Genomic DNA, 18,747 nt, shown 5'->3' on the forward strand with positions numbered 1-18,747 from the left:
TATGAACAGTATTATCCCAACGCATAACATTGGCATTGATTACGATGCTTTAGTTAAAAGTGACCGTGCCCATACTTCTCTTTATAAAGATGAACGCATTTTTGATGAAGAAATGGAAAAAATCTTTTATAGCACTTGGGTGTGGGTTGCGCATGCCAGCGAAATTCCAGAAGGCGGAAGCTATAAAACGATTAATATCGGTAAACAACCTGTGGTTGTGGTGCGTGACCGTAAAAAGAAAGTCCATGTACTTTTAAACCGTTGTCGTCACCGTGCAGCAACCGTATGTGAACATAAAAAAGGAAAAACTAATAGTTTTGTATGTCCGTACCACGGTTGGAGTTATGCACTTGACGGTAGTTTACGTGGTGTGCCATCTCCGGAAAGCTACGGTGATTGTTTAGATAAATCAGAATTACCACTGGTGAGTCTACGGGTAGAAGAATATAACGGCATGATCTTCGCTTCATTTAAAGAAGACATTCAACCGCTTGAAGAGTTCCTTGGGCCAGCAAAAAAATGGATTGATCTGTTTATGAAACAAGGTGCGGGTTATCCAATTAAAGTGTTGGGTGAACATCGTTTCCGTTTCCCGGGTAACTGGAAAATCCAGCTTGAAAATACCACCGATGCATATCACTTCCCGCTGGTACACAAGTCATTCTTAAGTTCTGTAGATGAAAAAACCGAAGAACTCTTTAACTTCGAAAACCAGCCGGGCTTTGTTGAAGACTTAGGTAATGGTCACAGTGTCATGGTGATGATTCCTGAACTGGTCGATTTAGAAGAAGACTTAATGGAGCGACCAATTCAAGAGCGTTTCGAAGACTTGGCTCAAGCTTTGCGTGACGAAGGGCATGAAGAGTTAGAAGTACGCCGTATTGTTCGAGCAGTGGGTGGTTCTGGCTTTAACTTAAATTTATTTCCGAATATTGCATGCTCAATGGCGTTCTTCCGTGTGTTACAGCCAATTTCAGTTGCTGAAACAGAAATTCATCACTCGGTGATTACGATGGATGGCGGTCCACAAATTGCCAATCAATATCGTTTACGTTTGCATGAACATTTCCAAGGTCCATTTGGTTTTGGTACGCCAGATGACTCTGAGGCTTGGGAACGCGTACAACATGGTGCCAATGCCGGTAATGATTTATGGATCATGCTCAACCGCGGTTTACCGGGCGAAGTTAAAACTGAAGATGGCTTAAAAAGTGATGTCAGTGCTGAAACAGGTATGCGTGCAGCATATCAGCAATGGAAAAAGATGATGACAGCTTAAGGAGAGAGCAATGAATATGAATCTGCAATTATTAAATGAAGTCACTGCTTTCATCTGGGCTGAAGCAGATATGTTAGACCACAGTGAATACCGTGAATGGCTCAATTTATGGAATGAAAAAGGTGTTTATATCATTCCGATTGACCCGAACCTCACAGACTACGAAAACAACTTAAATTATGCTTATGACGATAATCATATGCGTAAGTTACGGGTAGAGCGTCTCGAAAATGGTGAGGCAATTTCTACGGCACCAAAGGCAAATACGGTACGCAGTATTTCGCGAGTACGAGTGATTCAAGATCAAGATGATGAAATCGTTTTACGCTGTGCTCAAAATTTACGTGAATTTCGTAAAGAAAACCTCAAGCATTACACGGCCGATATTACGTACCATCTAACCCGTGATGCTGATACTGGTTTTAAAATTAACCGTAAAATCATTAACTTGGTTAACTCAACCGATACCTTGGCTGGTATTAGCTACATTCTTTAGGAGCGGTAACATGAAACAGGTTGTTTTAGTGACAGGTGCTGCTTCTGGACTCGGTAATGTGATTGCTGAATATTTTGCGAGCCAAGGCCATCAAGTGATTTTGTCAGCCAGTACGCTTGAAAAAGCCGAAAATGCTAAGGCACAAAGTCAGTATGCCCAAAATATGTTTCCTTTAAAGCTGGATATTTCGGTCGAGGCAGATTTTCATGCAGCGGTGCAATGGATTGAAGAGAAATTTTCTAAACTTGATGTGTTAATTAACAATGCCACCGTCACCAAAGCAACGCCTGTATTAGAAATTACCGCAGCCGATTTTGATTGGATCACGCAAGTTAACCAACGCGGCACCTTTCAAGCTTGCCAAATTATTGGCCAATATATGGCTAAAAAGGGTTATGGACGCATCATTAATATGGCGTCGTTAGCGGGACAAAATGGCGGTACTGCAACAGGTGCACACTATGCGGCAACCAAAGGTGCCATTGTGACGTTAACCAAAATCTTTGCCAAAGAGTTTGCGGCAAAAGGGGTGACAGTCAATGCGGTTGCACCAGGACCGATGGAATCACCAATCGTTCATAGTGTAGTGCCAGACGAAAAAATGGAACAGTTCATCCAGAATATTCCGGTTAAAGCCTTAGGTAGTATGCATTTTATTGCTGAAACTTGTGGGTTGCTTGCGAGTCCAAATGCGGGGTTTGTGACTGGTGCAACATGGGATATTAACGGTGGTTTATTCATGCGTTAAGCCAATCGCTTAACCATGAAAAGGGAGTTAAATCATGACTACACTTTATGATGTTGTCGTTAAAAATCGCCATGTGGAAGGTGGAAATATTGCAGTTATGGAGTTTGAATCTGCAACTTCTGCTGCATTACCAAAGGTTGAACCCGGTGCACATATTGATGTGCACTTACCAAATGGTATGGTGCGCCAATATTCACTTTGCCAAAATCCAAATGATGAAGGTAAGTTTCGCCTTGGAATTTTACGTGACCCTGAATCACGTGGTGGCTCAGTCTCGGCTTTTGATGAAATTAAAGATGGCATGCAAATTCAGGTGAGCGAGCCGAAAAACTTATTTCCACTTTTAAAAGCCAAACACAGCGTATTGATTGGCGGTGGAATTGGAATTACGCCGTTAATCACGATGGCCTATCAACTTGCACACGAAGGCGAATCATTTGAGCTTCACTACTGTGGCGCTAGCCCTCAAAACTGCGCTTTTGTTGATGAAATTAAAAATGGTGAGTTAGCAAAATATACAACCTTCCATTTTAAATCTGAAGGTGCAAGCCACCGAGCATTTTTTGAATCTGCTATTAAAGATATTGACCTTGAGAGCCATATCTATACCTGTGGTCCAGTCGGTTTCATGGATTGGGTGATTAACCTTGCAACGACTCACGATTTTCCTGAACAGCAAATCCACAAAGAATATTTCCAAGTTGAAACAGACATCTCTGGAGATTCATTTGAGGTGGTGGCTGAGCGTAGTGGAAAAATCATTATGGTTGAAGCTGGCGAAACCATTTTGCAGGCTTTGGCTAAAGAAGGCATCGACATCGAAATGTCATGCGAGCAAGGCGTATGCGGAACCTGCATGTGCGACGTGATTGAAGGCGAACCTGATCATCGAGATGTTTATTTTACTGATGAAGAAAAAGCCAGCAATGAACAAATCTTGGTGTGCTGTTCACGCTCTAAAACACCAAGACTAGTTTTAGATATCTAATGCTCTCGCGATTTATATGGATGTATGAGAAGGTTTAGGAGAAGATGATGAATGTATTACAACAAATAGATGAGTTTACGGTCGATCCACTACAGTTCCGACGAGCATTAGGAAATTTTGCAACAGGCGTTACCATTGTTACTGCACAAAATGCACAAGGTGAAAAAGTAGGAGTCACTGCAAATAGTTTTAACTCGGTATCACTCGACCCACCACTTATTTTGTGGAGTATTGATAAAAAATCGTCAAGTTTTTCAGTATTTGAAGAAGCGACACATTTTGCAGTCAATATTTTATCGGGTACGCAAATTGAGCTGTCTAATAAGTTTTCGAGACGTAATATTGATAAATTTGCAGACACCAATTTTCAACTTGGTGCAGGAAGCTCACCCATTTTAGAAAATTGTTCTGCGGTGTTTGAGTGCGAACGTTATCAAGTGATTGAAGGTGGTGACCATTGGATTATTGTTGGTAAAGTGGTTCGTTTCTATGACCAAGGCCGAAGCCCACTGGTCTACCATCAAGGCGCATATTCTTGTGTCATGCCGCATCCAAGCCTTCAAGTTAAACAAACTGAACAGAACGGCGTAGACCAAACACATTATGGGCACTTATATAATAATGTCTGCTACTTAATGAGCCGTGCTTTTAAAGCTTATCAAACAGACTATATTCCTAAGCAAATGGCTTCTGGTTTCCGTACTAGTGAATCACGTCTTTTACTGGTTTTAGCCAGTGGTACTGCCTCAAGTAAGGAAGATTTACCGCGTGATATTGCTATGCCAATGCAGGAAGTTGAAAGGTCGGCTGAAATCTTAAAATTTGAAGGATTATTGGTCGATCACGATAATTTGTATGCACTGACCGAGAAAGGTAAACAAACGGCGCAGTATTTGTTTGATATTGCCGATAGCCACCAAAATGAGGTGTTTAAAAAGTATTCTGAGGAGCAAAAGGATATTTTTATTACCATGCTGCGAGACTTTGCAGGAGTAGCATAAGTCCCATTAAGCTGATAAATTGAATTGATTTATCAGCTTATTCATATCTAGCTGACTATCATCAAAACAATTCCAAGGATAAGGAATTTTTGGCACACAATTTGTTTATCAATAAAACAAGATTGCAAATAAGCCAAGACAGTGCACCACCGCAAACGCAAAATTTTGAGCGGTGGCACATGTATAGAGAGGTAAGGGATGAACCAATATGTAAGCGATGCATTACTCACATGGACGCACCATATTAAAAATGTGTGCGGCAATTTTGAAACCGATTTTGACGGAACTCGTAATTTATTCATTGGTGAAGTTCAGTGCTTTTTATTGGGTGATACCGAAATTGCTTTTATTAAAAATAATGCCAATAAAATTGTCCGGAAAGCCGATGAAATCGATCGAGTGAATAATCGTTTTTGTTTTTTGATTTTGCAGTATTCGGGAAAAATGCTGCTCGAGTATAAAAATGAAACCTTAAGCCTAAATGAAGGCGATATTGTGTTGGTCGATCCGGTCGAAACAATTTCGATGTATCCGCAGGGATTAGTCAGCCAGATTTCAGTCCATCTCTCACGTGAAAAATTACTTAAAGAAAATATTAGTACCGAATATTTTGGAAAACTAATTACGCAAAATATGAGTGGTTTTTTACTCAAGAATATTTTGAAAAATATGTCTGCTGAAAACATCAAACTTTGGTATGCAACTGAAGATGGCAATGCTTTTGAAGATGCACTGATTGCTCTAATCAAACCCACAATCAATTATAAAAATGTTCATAGCTCCAATAATCTGATGGAAAAAGCCGAGCGCTATATTATAGAAAACTTAGCAAAACCCGATTTAACCCCTAAATTAATTGCAGAGCATATTGGAGTATCACTACGACATCTCTACCGTTTATTCCTTCAAGAAAACCTATCTATTAACAAATACATACAGCTAAAACGCCTAGAAAAAGTCAAAGCGGATTTGCTTGATAAAAAGAACAAACAAAGCTCGATTACCCAAATTGCCTTGAAGTGGGGTTTCTGGGACGGTGCTCATTTTTCAAAAATCTTTAAAAAGACCTATGGTATCTCTCCTAAAGAGTTTAGAGAGGGTATGACAGTTTAATTTTTCATCTTTGAATGTCATTTTTAGACAAATACGACGTCATTCTTGAACAAGCTAGCCCTATGTAACTGTGTTGAAATTAAATTCATTAGAGCAGGTTAGATAAGCTTAATAACCATAAAACTATTAAGTTAGTCTAATGAATTTCACTCACAAGAAGTGCATTTTAACTGTCTGATTCAGATAGTTCAGGGATAGATGATAAGGATGAAACCAATGCGTAAACAACGATTATTGAATGACATACAAAAAATACTGGCACTTAACTTATCAATCGCTGCAAGCTTTTGGGGACTCAATACTCAAGCGTTTGCTCATGGTGGCAAGGCTGACATGGTCTCACTTTATCAGAACATGAGTGAGCAAGGCGCTAAAGTTGTTAAAGATGACTTTACCAATACCTATACAATTACCAAAGGCTCTATGGTAGTTAGAGCCAAGCCAAACTCAAATCAGGTTTTAGTGAATGGCAAACCTTTCAAGCTCAGCGTGCCTTTATTAATTAAAGATGGTAAACCTGTTATTGGAAAAGATTTTTTTAACGAAGTTTTCCAGTCTGGGTTAGATCAAACTTTTAAAGTTGAAAATACCTTTCACCCGCTCAATAGCTTAAATTCTGATGAAATCCAAAAGACATTTGATGTGATTAATCGCTCGAAATACGCTTATAAAAATATGCGTTTTGCTGAGTTAAAGCTTAAAGAACCTGAAAAAGCCAAAGTATGGGATTACTTTATTAATCACAAAGAATTTAAAGAAGATCGTATTGCCTCATTTATTTTATTAAAGGGGAGTCAAGCAATTGAAGGTGAAGTTAATCTTAACACTCAACAAGTCACCAAATGGAATGTACTTAAAGACACTCATGGAATGGTGTTGCTCGATAACTTTGAAGCCGTACAGCGTGTAATTGAGACAAGTAAAGAATATCAAGATGCGTTACGCAAACGCGGTATTACCAATGTGAAGAAAGTGATTGCTACACCGCTAACTGTTGGATATTTTGGCGGTAAAGATGGTCTGGACAAACAACTCAATATATTAAAAGTCGTTGCTTACCTAGATGTAGGAGATGGTAACTACTGGGCGCATCCAATTGAAAATTTAGTTGCTGTAGTCGATTTAGATAAAGAAAAAATTATTAAGATTGAAGAAGGCGCAATCATTCCTGTGCCAATGGCAAATCGACCTTATATGTCGAATAAGCCAGTAGCAAGTAAGCTAAAACCACTCAATATTTCTGAACCTGAGGGTAAGAACTTTAGCATTACCGGTCAAACTATACATTGGGGGAATTGGTGTTTGCATGTGGCGTTAGACTCTCGTGTTGGCTTACAACTTTCAACGGTGACCTATAAAGATAAAGGTGTGAAGCGTAAAGTCATGTATGAAGGCAACTTGGGTGGAATGGTGGTTCCATATGGTGATCCTGATATTGGATGGTACTTCAAATCTTATTTGGACTCTGGCGAATATGGTATGGGAACACTTACCTCATCTATTATTCCGGGAACAGATGCACCCGACAACGCTGTTTTACTTGATGCCGTGATTGCAGACTACAAAGGCCAGCCACAAGTGATTCCAAATGCCATTGCTGTATTTGAACGTTATGCAGGACCTGAATATAAACATCACGAAATTTTTGGCAACCAGGATGCGAGTGAAGCTCGCCGTGAACTTGTGGTGCGCTGGATTAGTACGGTGGGAAACTACGATTACATGTTTGACTGGGTATTTTCCCAAAATGGTGTAATTGGAATTAATGCGGGTGCAACGGGTATTGAAGCTGTTAAAGGCGTTAAATCACGCACCATGCATGACAGTACCGCCAAAGAAGACACCAAATATGGAACTTTAATTGACCATAATATTGTGGGTACAACCCATCAGCACATCTATAACTTCCGCTTAGACATGGATGTAGATGGGGAAAACAACAGCTTTATGCATATGGACCCTGTGGTGAAAGCCAATGACAAAGGTGGTGTTCGTACAAGCTCAATGCAAATTGACAGTAAAGTCATTACGAATGAGCAAAATGCAGCTGAAAAGTTTGATCCATCTACCATTCGCTTACTCACAAATTTCAACAAGGAAAATAAATTAGGTAATCCGGTTTCTTACCAGCTCATTCCTTTTGCAGGTGGAACACACCCTGTGGCGAAAGGAGCCAATTTTTCTAAAGATGAATGGTTATTTAAACGTTTGAACTTTATGGATAAGCAAATTTGGGTGACTCAGTACAATCCAGACGAACGCTATCCTGAAGGGAAATATTCAAATCGTTCGACTCATGACACAGGGTTAGGACAATTCATTGGCAACAATGAAAATATTGAAAATAAAGATCTTGTGGTGTGGATGACAACAGGTACAACCCATGTGGCACGTGCTGAAGAATGGCCAATTATGCCAACAGAATGGGTAAATACGCTCATCAAACCTTGGAACTTCTTTGACAGCACCCCGACTTTAAACTTGGGTGAAGAAGAGCAAAACACACAGCACGACCATCAATAAAAATGTGAATAAGCCAGAATGGGTAACGAATCGGTTACCCATACCTGAGCACGGTTAGACCGTTCGCAAAAAAGGAATTTCTCAATGAAAAACTTATTTTCTCAGGTTGTGAGAGGAACTTTCTTTGTCTCATTTTTTTCAACTGTGCATGCTGGTGAGCTTGAAATTAAACCGACTTTTGAAGCAACTTTGGGGGCTTTTAGTAGCGGTAAAAGCTATAACGGTGAAAACCTAGATGATGAAAGAATCAATTGGCAAGAAGGTCATCTTAAATATGGTGCAAAAGGACAATACACCTTCAAAAACAATCAGCTCTATGCAAGCTTGAGCGGTATTAGCTCGGCAACATTTGGTGATGGAGACGCAGGCCAAAATAGTAATGGCAAAGAACGTAAAACAGATGTGAATGAATGGATCATTGGTTTTAAAGACGGCAACAATAAAGATGAGTTAACGACCTATGATTTAAGTATTGGTCGACAAAATATCGTGATTGGTGACGGGTTCTTTATTGCGGGTGATGCATTAAACCTCGGTAAAGTGCCGGCGGATGGTGCACTCGATCGGGGCGGAGCATATTATCTAGCAGCTCGTCGAAGCTTTGATTTTACAAGTTTGCTTCAATACAAACCGCAAGAGAATACAACGCTAAAGTTGGCTTATTTAAAATCAAATAACAAAGCACAATTTTCACCTGAACTCTTTGTGACTGATCTGATGTATCAGCTTAAAGATAAGGGCGTCGGGTTTACCTATTTAAATGTATTAGACCTTGAAGATGCTGAACAGGTTTCAGGGCGCGAAGATCTTAAGAATTATGCTTTACGCTTGAGTTATCAACCTTTACCAGAGCTACAAGTTAAAACTGAGTTTGTAGTTCAAGATAAAAAAGATAGTCACGAAAATGCTGGTTATTTGGCACTGAACTATAGCTTTTTATCTTCAAAATATACGCCCTCATTAGGCTACCGTTTTAGCCATTTTTCAGACCAATACGACCCTATGTTTTATGGAAATACAGTCGGCTTTGGTACATGGTTTCAGGGCGAAGTTGCCGGAAACTATGCTGGTCCATTTAATAAAAATGCAGATATTCATCAAGTTTCTTACATGATGAACTTGAAAGAAAATTTTATGCTGGGTGCTTTGGCCTATAAGTTCAAAACAGTAAATAAGTCTTTAACTAATGTAGATGGACATGAGCTGGATGTCTTTTCAGTCTGGTCGGTCAATAAAAAATTCAACGTGATTCCTTTAGTGGGACTTTATAAACCAAAACACGATATCCATAGTGGTGGTACTCAAAACTACAATGACAAGACCAATGTATATGCGCAGTTAATTTTGCAATACATCTATTAATAGATCCTTTTAAATGAATTGAGAGAAATAAAAATGAGTGAAGTTCAGATTTTACAAAGCGTGCAACAATTTATGGCACGTCAACATGGACATTTTATTGATGGAAAATTAGTTGCTGCCGAGCATTTAGATAAAGTGGATATTGTGAATCCATCGACTGAACAAGTGGTTGCTCAAATTAGTATTGGTAGTCAACAAGATGTCGAAAGCGCCGTTAAAAGTGCTGAACATGCTTTTCAAAATGCTTGGACTGAAACTACGCCGTATGAACGTGGCGTTAAACTAAATAAGTTAGCAGATTTAATTGAGCAACATGGTGAAGAACTTGCTCAGCTCGAGACGTTGTCTACAGGAAAACTTATTAATATTTCACGACATCTTGAAGTCGCACAATCCGTTATTTTCTTAAGATATTTTGCGGGTTGGGCAACCAAAATTAATGGTCAAACCATGCAACCGTCTATTCCTTCTATGCAAGGTGAAAAATATACGGCCTTTACTTTAAGACAACCTATTGGTGTGGTTGCAGGGATTGTGCCTTGGAATTTTTCACTGATGATTGGTGTTTGGAAAATCGGTTCAGCTTTAACCACTGGCTGTACCATTGTGCTTAAACCAAGTGAGTTTGCCAGCTTATCTTTATTACGCTTAGCTGAACTTGCGATTGAGGCAGGTATTCCAGCCGGTGTAATTAATGTGGTTACGGGTAAGGGGGATACAGGGCAATATTTAATTGAGTCACCACTCGTTAAGAAAGTCTCTTTTACAGGTTCAGTACCAACAGGTATTGCGATTGGTAAGCTCGCGATGAGCAGTGATTTAACCCGTGTAAGTCTAGAGCTGGGCGGTAAAAATGCCATAGCCGTTTTGGCTGATGCAAATATTGATGAGATTTTACCAACTTTGTTGCAAGCAACTTTTGTGCATCAAGGGCAAGTTTGTGCATCTCCAGAACGGTTTTTTGTACACCGTACAAAATATGATGAATTGGTAGAAAAACTCTCTAAAGCTCTCTCTGGTTTCAAAATTGGTTCGGCTATGGATGAGGGAAGTATGTTTGGTCCACTCTCTAATCAGCCACATTTTCATAAAGTGAAACATTATTTAGATATGGCTAAAGCCAACAACCAGATTATTGCAGGGGGTGAGGCTTTAGATCAGACAGGGTATTTTGTACAACCGACTTTAATTTCCTTTAAAAATACGGATGATCCTTTATTTTCAGAAGAAACTTTTGGTCCAGTGGTCGGGGTAATGCCATTTGAAACTGATGAAGAGCTTATTCAGCTTATGAATCAGTCGCGCTTTGGTTTAACCGCAAGTATTTGGACAAATGACTTATCGAAAGCTTTGCGATTAATTCCTAAAATTGAAGCAGGTACTTTGTGGGTTAATATGCATACATTCTTAGATCCATCAGTTCCATTTGGTGGTGTGAAAGCTTCAGGAATTGGCAGAGAGTTTTCAGATGCATTTATTGAAGATTACACCGAATTAAAATCAGTCATGATTCGGTATTAAACTAATAAAGAGGTTTGTCATTTTTATAAATAACAAACCTCGTTTTTTAAGATCAGTTGAACTAAAAACTAATAATTTAACGTGATAGTTTGCTGGGTCGCTTGATCGATTTCTTTTTGACTCACCGCATCATCTTTACATTTATAACTTTCAAATAAAGGGAGCTGATCTGCAAAGTGGGCATCAGGTTTTCCATTTTGATTGATAAAGCCACTTTGTCCTGGAGCTAAAATCGAACACATGGTGACTTGATTTGGATTTAAGACCACTCTAAAAGTAGCGCTTCCCGTATTTCCATAAGTGCTGAGGTGTTGTTCATGCGATGGATCAGCCCAAGGAATGCCTACCGAATTTTTGCTGGAAAAGCCCATGGTTGCCACCGGAATTTTCCAATCATTCGGGTCGGTAGAGTGATATTGATTTGAAAGTTCATTCAGCGCATTTTCTAAAGCTTTTAATACGACTTCATCTGCTGTTTGTCCTTTTAAGAAATCAACATCCTGAGGAACGCTTGCCTGTTTTCCTTGTAAGGAATTCCAGATTAATTTTGATGCACTCGCTGGCTGGGCACTACGCGGATCATTATTTACCGGATAAAGTGTATCGGTATAGCGCTTATAAATATTTTCTGAAAGGTTTGGTTTGAGTACCAGTTCAATCATTTGATTAAGCCATGCACGTGTAATTGCTGGTGCTGCACCTTGATAATATTTCGCCTCGCTATCAGGGCGTAATTTAAGATCCCAATTGGCAAGTAATGGCGCGACTTTTTTGGCTAACGGTGATGCCTTGGGACTTTGTGCAGCTTTGACCATATAAGGAACAAAATAACGCGCATTTAAATCAGACCATGCAGCCGTTTTATTAATTTCCCAAATTTCTTGCTGACTCAGTTTTGCTTTACTTTCTAAAGGTTCAATTAGTTCATTGACCCGATCTACATAAGAAAAGTTTGACGAATCTGAGCGTAAACCTGCATAGGCTTTGTTATTCCAGCTTGTGACATAACCTTTTTGCGGATTGTATTCTTTAGGATTGTGTGAGAAGTCATAAAAACCTTGCCACTCCATTGAACCATCACCTTTAGCTGGAAGCTGAATATGCTGGTTTTCAGGGCGAATAGGTAAACGACCTAAAGCAGCCACACCGATATTATTTTTAGTATCGGCATAGAACCAAGTAATAGAGGCTGCGACACGTTTGGCTTGAGCAAGAAACTCATCCCAATTTGAGGCTTTCGCTGCATTTGCCCATCCTAATAAGGTTTCAATTTCTACGCCTTCCCAGCTACGTTTTTGCGCATACGCCGTATGGTTATTTTCATCCCATGTACTTACAAAGCCTTGTTTACTTTTATAAACATTTAAAACATGGTCGGCCTGATTCTTAACTTTTATTTTTACTTGCTTGTGTTCAAATGGAATATATGTCCCTTTATATAAATATTCCTTTGAATTACTTGGATTTAGGGTGAGTTGATAAACATCGTTAGTATCGAGTGAACCTACCGTCGAACCCCATGCGATTTTGCCATTAGTTCCAAATAAAATTGCAGGTAAGCCAACAGGAGTTATACCTGTCAAATTATAGCCAGCTCCATGTAAACCAATACTGTAAGTAATTGCTGGTGTATACCATCCTTGCTGTGGGCCATTATATAAAACTGCTTGGCCTTCAATGGTCTTATCACCTTTTAAGACCCATGCATTACTGGCGGTAGGTACACCATCTACAACACTTTTGCCTAAAGCAATGCGAGCTTGAGCTAAATAGATTTTGGCTGCCTTGTTTGAAATAGGGCTAATGTCTTTAAGTATTTGCTGTTGATGTGCTAAAAGCTGAGTTTTTTGTGCAGATTGAATAATAGTTGGGGCACTTGGGTCATCTAGCCAACGTAATTGTTGATAGACTTTAAGGCCTTCTTCTTGACCTTTTTCTTTTTGCAGTTGCGTGAGTAAATCTAAATTTGATACTTCCGAACTTGCTGAAAAGAAGCGATTTAAAATTAAGCCCACCCAAACCATAGCAATATCTTCCGGTTGCCATGTTGATGGTTTAAAACCATGATCTGTAAACTCTTTAGGCATAAGAGCTGAATCTGCTAAAACCTCTTTAACACGCTTATTAAAACCTGCGGCATAACCTTCAAAAATTGCTCGGTCTTCTGGTGGGAGTGCGGCGAGTTGCTGTTTAATATTTTCTGGATCAAAACGGCTATGTGTTGCAATATCATATTGAAGATAGTCGGGACCGAGCACCTCGGCCACTGTACCTTGTCCTGTACGTTTCGACATTTCCATCTGGAATAATCGATCGGTCGCTACCGAATAGCCATAACCGTAGAAAAGTCCATAGGTATCATTTGCATATACATGTGGTGTACCGAATTTATCGCGCTTAATTGTGATCTGCTTTTGTGTCGGTGTGGGGTCTAAACTTGATGAGGAATTACAACCCGCTAAAAGCGCACCTAAAAGTAATGTTCCATATTTAATTAAAGGGCGTGTAGGGTGAGGCCGAGAGTTCAGCATAGATATGTTCAATTTAGATATCCTTACTTTCATTATGATGTAGAAGTGAGCGATTTAAGAATCTTCTTAGATTCACGTCACGGATGAACAAGCCCTGTTCATGAATTTAAAATACTGTTATTTATCCATGTAATTTTCCATTACATTTGAGGTATATATTTATACCTTCTCGAACAAGTTATTTAATTTTCTATTTTGAGTAAATAAAAAAGGCCATGATTGGCCTTTTTAGAGATGAATAAAGTTTATTGATAGCGAAATTAGTTCACTAAAAAATCCTTGAGGATTTTATTAAAAGCTTCTGGTTGTTCCACATTGGAAATATGTGAGGCATCTATTTCTGCAAGTTTTGATTGCGGAATACGTTGCTGCATAAACTCGCCATCTGCAACTGTCGTTACAGGGTCTTGGGTTCCAGCAATCACTAATACTGGAATTTTGATGTCTTTTAATTGCTCACGGACATCCGCTTTAGCCAAAGCCTCACAACAATTGGCATAACCTATTGCGCTGCCAGCACTTAAGTCGTTACACAGGTTGTTGACAATTGAAGCATGACTTTGGATAAAGGGATTTGTAAACCATCGCGAAGCTGCTGTAGCTGCGATCGGTTGTAAACCTTGCTCACATACTAATTTTGCACGGTCAAGCCATGCTTGTTCTTGTCCAATTTTAGCGGCAGTATTTGCCACAACCACATGACTAAAACGGTCAGGGTAGTGAATTGCCAGCCATTGACCGGTTAAACCACCCATTGAAATACCACAAAAAGCAGCTTTGCTAATATTCAGATGATCCAGTAAGCGGACAACATCTTCACCTAATTGTTCTACAGTGTATGGACCGTCAGGTGTAGAGGATGAACCGTGACCACGTGTGTCATAGCAGATCACAAAAAATTGATCTTTTAACTCATTAAACTGTTTTTGCCACATACCATAATTGGTGCCCAAAGAGTTGGAAAACACCAGAGCAGGGGACGACGGTTCGCCAAAAGTTTGATAGTTAATTTGTGCATCGGCAGATTGAAAAGATGGCATTTGTTTCTCCTTAAAGTGCTTCAACACGTTCAATAATCAAAGCAATGCCTTGACCTACACCAATACACATTGAACACAAAGCGTAACGACCGTCTGTTTGTTCAAGCTGGTTTAAGGCTGTGGTCACAAGGCGTGCACCTGATGCACCTAAAGGATGACCTAATGCAATCGCACCACCGTTTGGATTTACCTTATTGCTATCATCTGGCAAGCCTAAATCACGGGTCACGGCCAAAGCCTGTGCAGCAAAGGCTTCATTGAGCTCAATTACATCCATCTGCTCTAAAGTCAGGTTGGCTTGTTTCAGTAATTTTTTAATGGCTGGTGCCGGAGCAAACCCCATAATGCGTGGTTCTACACCCACCGCTGTTGAGGCAATGATCTTGGCACGTGGTTTTAAGTTGTAAGCTTGAACTGCTTCATCAGATGCAATCAGTAGAGCTGCTGCACCATCGTTAATGCCTGAAGCATTACCCGCAGTGACCGTACCCTCTGCTTTAACTACAGGTTTAAGTTTGCTTAAAGCTTCAAGCGTGGTCGATGCACGTGGATGCTCATCGGTATCAATCACAACAGCATCACCCTTACGCTGAGGGATTTCAACTGCCACGATTTCTTTAGAAAAAAAGTCTTTGGCTTGCGCGCTTGCGGTGCGTTGTTGGCTTACCAAGGCAAACTGGTCCTGATCTGCACGATTCACGTTAAACTGTTCAGCCACGTTTTCGGCAGTCTGGGGCATGGTGTCTACACCATACAATTCTTTAAGTTTAGGGTTAATGAAACGCCAGCCCATGGTGGTATCTTCAATCTTCTGGCTACGGCCAAAGGCACTGTCTGACTTACCCATCACATAGGGTGCACGGCTCATGCTTTCCACACCACCAGCAATCACCAAATTCGCTTCACCTGCTTTAATAGCACGGGTAGCAATAGCAATCGCATCGAGTGAAGAACCACACAAACGGTTAATGGTGGTTGCTGGTACCTGATAGGGTAGACCTGCAAGAAGTGCTGACATACGACCGACATTACGGTTATCTTCACCGGCTTGGTTAGCACAGCCATAAATCACATCATCGACCTGTTCCCAATCTACATTCGGGTTACGCTGCATGAGTGCTTTAATTGGCACAGCGCCAAGGTCATCGGCACGGACAGGTGCAAGGCCACCGGCATAACGGCCGAATGGAGTACGGATGGCATCAATGATATAAGCGTTTTTCATTCTAACTTTCGTCCTTTACTTCAGGCCTTTTTAGCCATTCTCCGTAAGTATTTCGCGGTGGCGACATGGATGTTGCCTCGTTGCTCAGCACAACAGGGAAGTTGTGTCTGAGTAACAAAGGTTTTTGGTTACTTTTTAAAAAAGTGACACGAATTAGCTGGTGGCATCTGGCTTAAACAGATAAGACCCCGTTGTGATGATTTATAAATTTTCATATCAACGGATAACATCACGGCTGCAATTTACTGTGATATCCGTAGGTCTGTTGCATAAGCGATACCTTACTTTTGAAAGGTCAAAAGTAACAAAAAACCTTTGTTTAACAGAGGAGGCTTCCTTGCCTCCCTGTCCAACGGGCGACATCCATGTCGCCTGTCACCATAGTGAATACTGTGTAATAGATTTTTGCTATGCAAACCTTACCCTTGAGTCGCATCAATCAAAGTTGCACCCGTTAAAGCCTGTAACTCATCAAAGCTAAGACCTTCCACTTTCTCAATCACCTTCAAACCATCTTTGGTCACGTCAATCACACAAAGATCGGTGTAAATACGGTCAACACATTTTTTACCCGTAACTGGATAAGTTAGCTCAGCCACAATCTTCGGCTCACCTTGCTTGGTCACATGATCTGTAGTGATAAATACTTTCTTGGCACCCACAGCTAAATCCATCGCACCACCCACAGCAGGAATCGCATCGGGTGCACCTGTATGCCAGTTGGCCAAGTCACCATTCGCTGCCACCTGAAATGCACCGAGTACTGCAATATCAAGGTGACCGCCACGCATCATGGCAAATGAGTCGCCATGATGGAAAAAGCTACCACCTTCAAGCATGGTCACAAACTCTTTACCCGCATTAATCAGTTCAGGATCTTCTTCACCTGCAGCTGGCGGTGGGCCAAAAGCCAATAGGCCATTTTCAGAATGAAGAAAAATATCTTTGTCATTCGGTAAGTAACTAGCGATCTTGGTTGGTAAGCCAATGCCTAGGTTTACATAGGCGCCATCTGGAATATCTTGTGCCACACGTTGTGCAATCTGGTCACGGCTGAGTTTCTGGTAGCTCATGTTATTTCTCCTTATTGCTTACTGTGCTGGCGCTACTTGTACAACGTGCTGTACAAAAATACCTGGGGTGATGATGTGCTCTGGGTCTAAACCACCTAGCTCAACCACTTCAGAAACCTGAGCAATAGTGACATCAGCAGCCATCGCCATAATTGGGCCAAAGTTACGTGCAGATTTACGGTAAACCAGATTGCCCCAGCGATCGCCCTTGTAGGCTTTAATCAAGGCAAAGTCCGCCTTGATCGGATACTCAAGTACGTAATCTTTACCATCAATCTCACGGGTTTCTTTACCTTCAGCTAAAAGTGTCCCAAAGCCTGTTGGGGTAAATACAGCACCTAGCCCCATACCAGCTGCCTGAATACGACACGCCAGATTACCTTGTGGTACCACTTCAAGCTCGACCTTTCCGGCACGGTACAGTTCATCAAATACATAAGAATCTGACTGACGTGGGAAAGAGCAAATCACTTTTTTAACTGAACCAGCCTTAAGCAGTTTCGCCAGACCATAATCGCCATTACCGGCATTGTTGCTGACAATGGTTAAATCTTTAACACCGAGTTCAATAAGACCATCAATGAGTTCAGCGGGTTGTCCTGCGGTACCAAAACCACCAATCAGAATGGTCGCACCATCTTTAATCTGCGATAGAACCTCGCTTAGTGAGGACTTACTTTTGTCAATCATGTGAGAAACCTTAGAGCATGAGGTAACGTGATGTTATTACTACCGCTAAAAATTTATTTAAATTCTTAATGGTAGTAATAAATGGAATAAATTTTGTGAGTCAAAAGCGAACTTTTAACTCACATACACTTTCAATTAAGCGCTAGCGCGACGACGTTCAACTTCAGTTGAAGGAGCGGCAGCAGCATCTTTAACAAGTTCGATGTTAAATGTGATGTGTTTGAAAGCATGATCTAAACCACGGCGTTGAATTTCAGCTGGGTCAGTTACATCAACTGCTGTTGCAACTAAGCCGTCACGAGTTGCGAAAGCAAAGTCGTCCCATAAGTACTCATCACCCTCAATGTTGAATTGAGTAGTCAGCTTGCGGTAACCCGGTGCAGAAACGAAGTAATGAACGTGAGATGGACGGTTACCATGACGGCCTAATTTGTTAAGAAGGGCCTGAGTTGTACCTTCTGGCGGGCAACCATAACCTACAGGCATAGTTGTTAATGCAACATACTTACCATCAGCATCAGTCAAGATAGTACGACGTAAGTTGAAGTCAGATTGAGACTTATCAAAGAATGAATAGTTACCTAAACTGTTAGCATGCCATACTTCAACTTTGGCATTTTCAATGATATTGCCATCAGTATCAGTTACTTTTCCTTCAATAATTAAGGTATCGATTTTGCCTGTTTCAGTACCATCATCCATACGCGCAAAACCAACAGATTCAGGTGCACCCGCTACATAAAGTGGGCCTTCGATGGTACGCGGTGTGCCACCCGTAACACCAGCTTTGGCATCTGCTTCATCTGCACGTAAGTCAAGGTAATGTTCAAGACCTAAGCCTGCTGCCAAAAGACCAAGTTCATTTGCTTGACCTGCATCCGTAAAATATTCCAAACCTTTCCATACTTCTGAAGGTTGGATGTCTAAGTCTTCGATGGCTTGAAATAAATCCCCAAGAAGGCGCACCACAATTTGTTGAACACGTGCATCAACTTCGCCTTTTGCAGTGTCGACATTCATTTGTTTTACAAGCGCATCAATTTGTTGACGGTTCATACTAAAGCTCCTTAAGTATGCAATACGGTTTTGGGTGGCAGCGTTGCGGGCATTTTATTTTGCTAGCGAATGGTTGCTGCCACGTTCCTTGTTACCTTCTG

Annotated in this window: 15 protein-coding genes; 9 read left to right on the top strand and 6 right to left on the bottom strand. The window is 40.7% G+C overall.

Features of this window, described 5'->3' with window-relative positions; all coding sequences use genetic code 11:
• Position 1: 1 nt before the first annotated feature.
• The 9 genes from SOI76_RS08055 (at position 2) to pad (ending at position 11,031) form a co-directional block, all read left to right on the top strand.
• Positions 2-1,279 (top strand): aromatic ring-hydroxylating oxygenase subunit alpha, encoded by a 1,278-nt coding sequence (locus SOI76_RS08055; protein ID WP_001084470.1) that lies wholly within the window; start codon positions 2-4, stop codon positions 1,277-1,279.
• 10 nt (positions 1,280-1,289) lie between these two features.
• Positions 1,290-1,775: an aromatic-ring-hydroxylating dioxygenase subunit beta gene (locus SOI76_RS08060; protein WP_001056937.1), complete on the top strand. Its 486-nt coding sequence runs from the start codon at positions 1,290-1,292 to the stop codon at positions 1,773-1,775.
• Positions 1,776-1,785: 10 nt separating this feature from the next.
• Complete coding sequence (locus SOI76_RS08065; RefSeq protein ID WP_057086177.1) at positions 1,786-2,523, top strand: SDR family NAD(P)-dependent oxidoreductase; 738 nt, start codon at positions 1,786-1,788, stop codon at positions 2,521-2,523.
• Between the two features lie 34 nt (positions 2,524-2,557).
• Positions 2,558-3,511 carry a PDR/VanB family oxidoreductase gene (locus SOI76_RS08070; RefSeq protein ID WP_104078771.1) on the top strand — a complete coding sequence of 318 codons (954 nt, stop codon included), beginning with the start codon at positions 2,558-2,560 and terminating at the stop codon, positions 3,509-3,511.
• A 44-nt stretch (positions 3,512-3,555) separates the two neighbouring features.
• Complete coding sequence (locus SOI76_RS08075; protein ID WP_104078770.1) at positions 3,556-4,512, top strand: p-hydroxyphenylacetate 3-hydroxylase reductase component; 957 nt, start codon at positions 3,556-3,558, stop codon at positions 4,510-4,512.
• A 198-nt stretch (positions 4,513-4,710) separates the two neighbouring features.
• Positions 4,711-5,625, top strand: coding sequence for a transcriptional regulator FeaR (gene feaR, locus SOI76_RS08080; RefSeq protein WP_057052367.1), 915 nt, complete (start codon positions 4,711-4,713; stop codon positions 5,623-5,625).
• 207 nt (positions 5,626-5,832) lie between these two features.
• Positions 5,833-8,148, top strand: a complete 2,316-nt coding sequence (gene tynA, locus SOI76_RS08085) for a primary-amine oxidase (RefSeq protein ID WP_104078769.1) — start codon at positions 5,833-5,835, stop codon at positions 8,146-8,148.
• 144 nt (positions 8,149-8,292) lie between these two features.
• Positions 8,293-9,510, top strand: coding sequence for a hypothetical protein (locus SOI76_RS08090; RefSeq protein WP_104079228.1), 1,218 nt, complete (start codon positions 8,293-8,295; stop codon positions 9,508-9,510).
• A 33-nt stretch (positions 9,511-9,543) separates the two neighbouring features.
• Positions 9,544-11,031 carry an NAD-dependent phenylacetaldehyde dehydrogenase gene (pad, locus tag SOI76_RS08095; protein ID WP_104078768.1) on the top strand — a complete coding sequence of 496 codons (1,488 nt, stop codon included), beginning with the start codon at positions 9,544-9,546 and terminating at the stop codon, positions 11,029-11,031.
• Between the two features lie 68 nt (positions 11,032-11,099).
• Here the strand turns inward: pad and pac are convergent, their stop codons facing one another.
• From pac to catA, 6 genes are all read right to left on the bottom strand, one after another.
• The gene (gene pac / locus SOI76_RS08100; protein WP_104078767.1) at positions 11,100-13,562 is read right to left on the bottom strand and encodes a penicillin acylase family protein; all 2,463 of its coding nucleotides are present in this window, start codon (positions 13,560-13,562) and stop codon (positions 11,100-11,102) included.
• A 260-nt stretch (positions 13,563-13,822) separates the two neighbouring features.
• A complete protein-coding gene (pcaD, locus tag SOI76_RS08105) occupies positions 13,823-14,602 on the bottom strand; it encodes a 3-oxoadipate enol-lactonase (protein WP_104078766.1) in 780 nt (259 codons plus the stop codon).
• 10 nt (positions 14,603-14,612) lie between these two features.
• On the bottom strand, positions 14,613-15,827 hold the full coding sequence (gene pcaF / locus SOI76_RS08110) for a 3-oxoadipyl-CoA thiolase (RefSeq protein WP_104078765.1): 1,215 nt from the start codon (positions 15,825-15,827) through the stop codon (positions 14,613-14,615).
• A gap of 419 nt (positions 15,828-16,246) precedes the next feature.
• Positions 16,247-16,900, bottom strand: a complete 654-nt coding sequence (catJ, locus tag SOI76_RS08115; protein ID WP_000121798.1) for a 3-oxoacid CoA-transferase subunit B — start codon at positions 16,898-16,900, stop codon at positions 16,247-16,249.
• Positions 16,901-16,918: 18 nt separating this feature from the next.
• Positions 16,919-17,590, bottom strand: coding sequence for a 3-oxoacid CoA-transferase subunit A (gene catI, locus SOI76_RS08120; RefSeq protein ID WP_017386040.1), 672 nt, complete (start codon positions 17,588-17,590; stop codon positions 16,919-16,921).
• A gap of 135 nt (positions 17,591-17,725) precedes the next feature.
• The gene (gene catA, locus SOI76_RS08125) at positions 17,726-18,646 is read right to left on the bottom strand and encodes a catechol 1,2-dioxygenase (protein ID WP_075383079.1); all 921 of its coding nucleotides are present in this window, start codon (positions 18,644-18,646) and stop codon (positions 17,726-17,728) included.
• Positions 18,647-18,747: the final 101 nt, after the last annotated feature.

The sequence above is a fragment of the Acinetobacter pittii genome (genome assembly GCF_034064985.1).
GTDB classification, from domain to species: Bacteria; Pseudomonadota; Gammaproteobacteria; order Pseudomonadales; family Moraxellaceae; genus Acinetobacter; species Acinetobacter pittii_H.

Bases quoted from the DNA above. Each gene is read 5' to 3' on its own strand.
- pad (WP_104078768.1), top strand. From the start codon at position 9,544: ATGAGTGAAGTTCAGATTTTACAAAGCGTGCAACAATTTATGGCACGT.
- catA (WP_075383079.1), bottom strand. From the start codon at position 18,646: ATGAACCGTCAACAAATTGATGCGCTTGTAAAACAAATGAATGTCGAC.
- tynA (WP_104078769.1), top strand. From the start codon at position 5,833: ATGAAACCAATGCGTAAACAACGATTATTGAATGACATACAAAAAATA.
- SOI76_RS08055 (WP_001084470.1), top strand. From the start codon at position 2: ATGAACAGTATTATCCCAACGCATAACATTGGCATTGATTACGATGCT.
- SOI76_RS08070 (WP_104078771.1), top strand. From the start codon at position 2,558: ATGACTACACTTTATGATGTTGTCGTTAAAAATCGCCATGTGGAAGGT.
- pcaF (WP_104078765.1), bottom strand. From the start codon at position 15,827: ATGAAAAACGCTTATATCATTGATGCCATCCGTACTCCATTCGGCCGT.
- pac (WP_104078767.1), bottom strand. From the start codon at position 13,562: ATGCTGAACTCTCGGCCTCACCCTACACGCCCTTTAATTAAATATGGA.
- pcaD (WP_104078766.1), bottom strand. From the start codon at position 14,602: ATGCCATCTTTTCAATCTGCCGATGCACAAATTAACTATCAAACTTTT.
- SOI76_RS08060 (WP_001056937.1), top strand. From the start codon at position 1,290: ATGAATATGAATCTGCAATTATTAAATGAAGTCACTGCTTTCATCTGG.
- catJ (WP_000121798.1), bottom strand. From the start codon at position 16,900: ATGAGCTACCAGAAACTCAGCCGTGACCAGATTGCACAACGTGTGGCA.
- SOI76_RS08075 (WP_104078770.1), top strand. From the start codon at position 3,556: ATGATGAATGTATTACAACAAATAGATGAGTTTACGGTCGATCCACTA.
- SOI76_RS08065 (WP_057086177.1), top strand. From the start codon at position 1,786: ATGAAACAGGTTGTTTTAGTGACAGGTGCTGCTTCTGGACTCGGTAAT.
- catI (WP_017386040.1), bottom strand. From the start codon at position 17,590: ATGATTGACAAAAGTAAGTCCTCACTAAGCGAGGTTCTATCGCAGATT.
- feaR (WP_057052367.1), top strand. From the start codon at position 4,711: ATGAACCAATATGTAAGCGATGCATTACTCACATGGACGCACCATATT.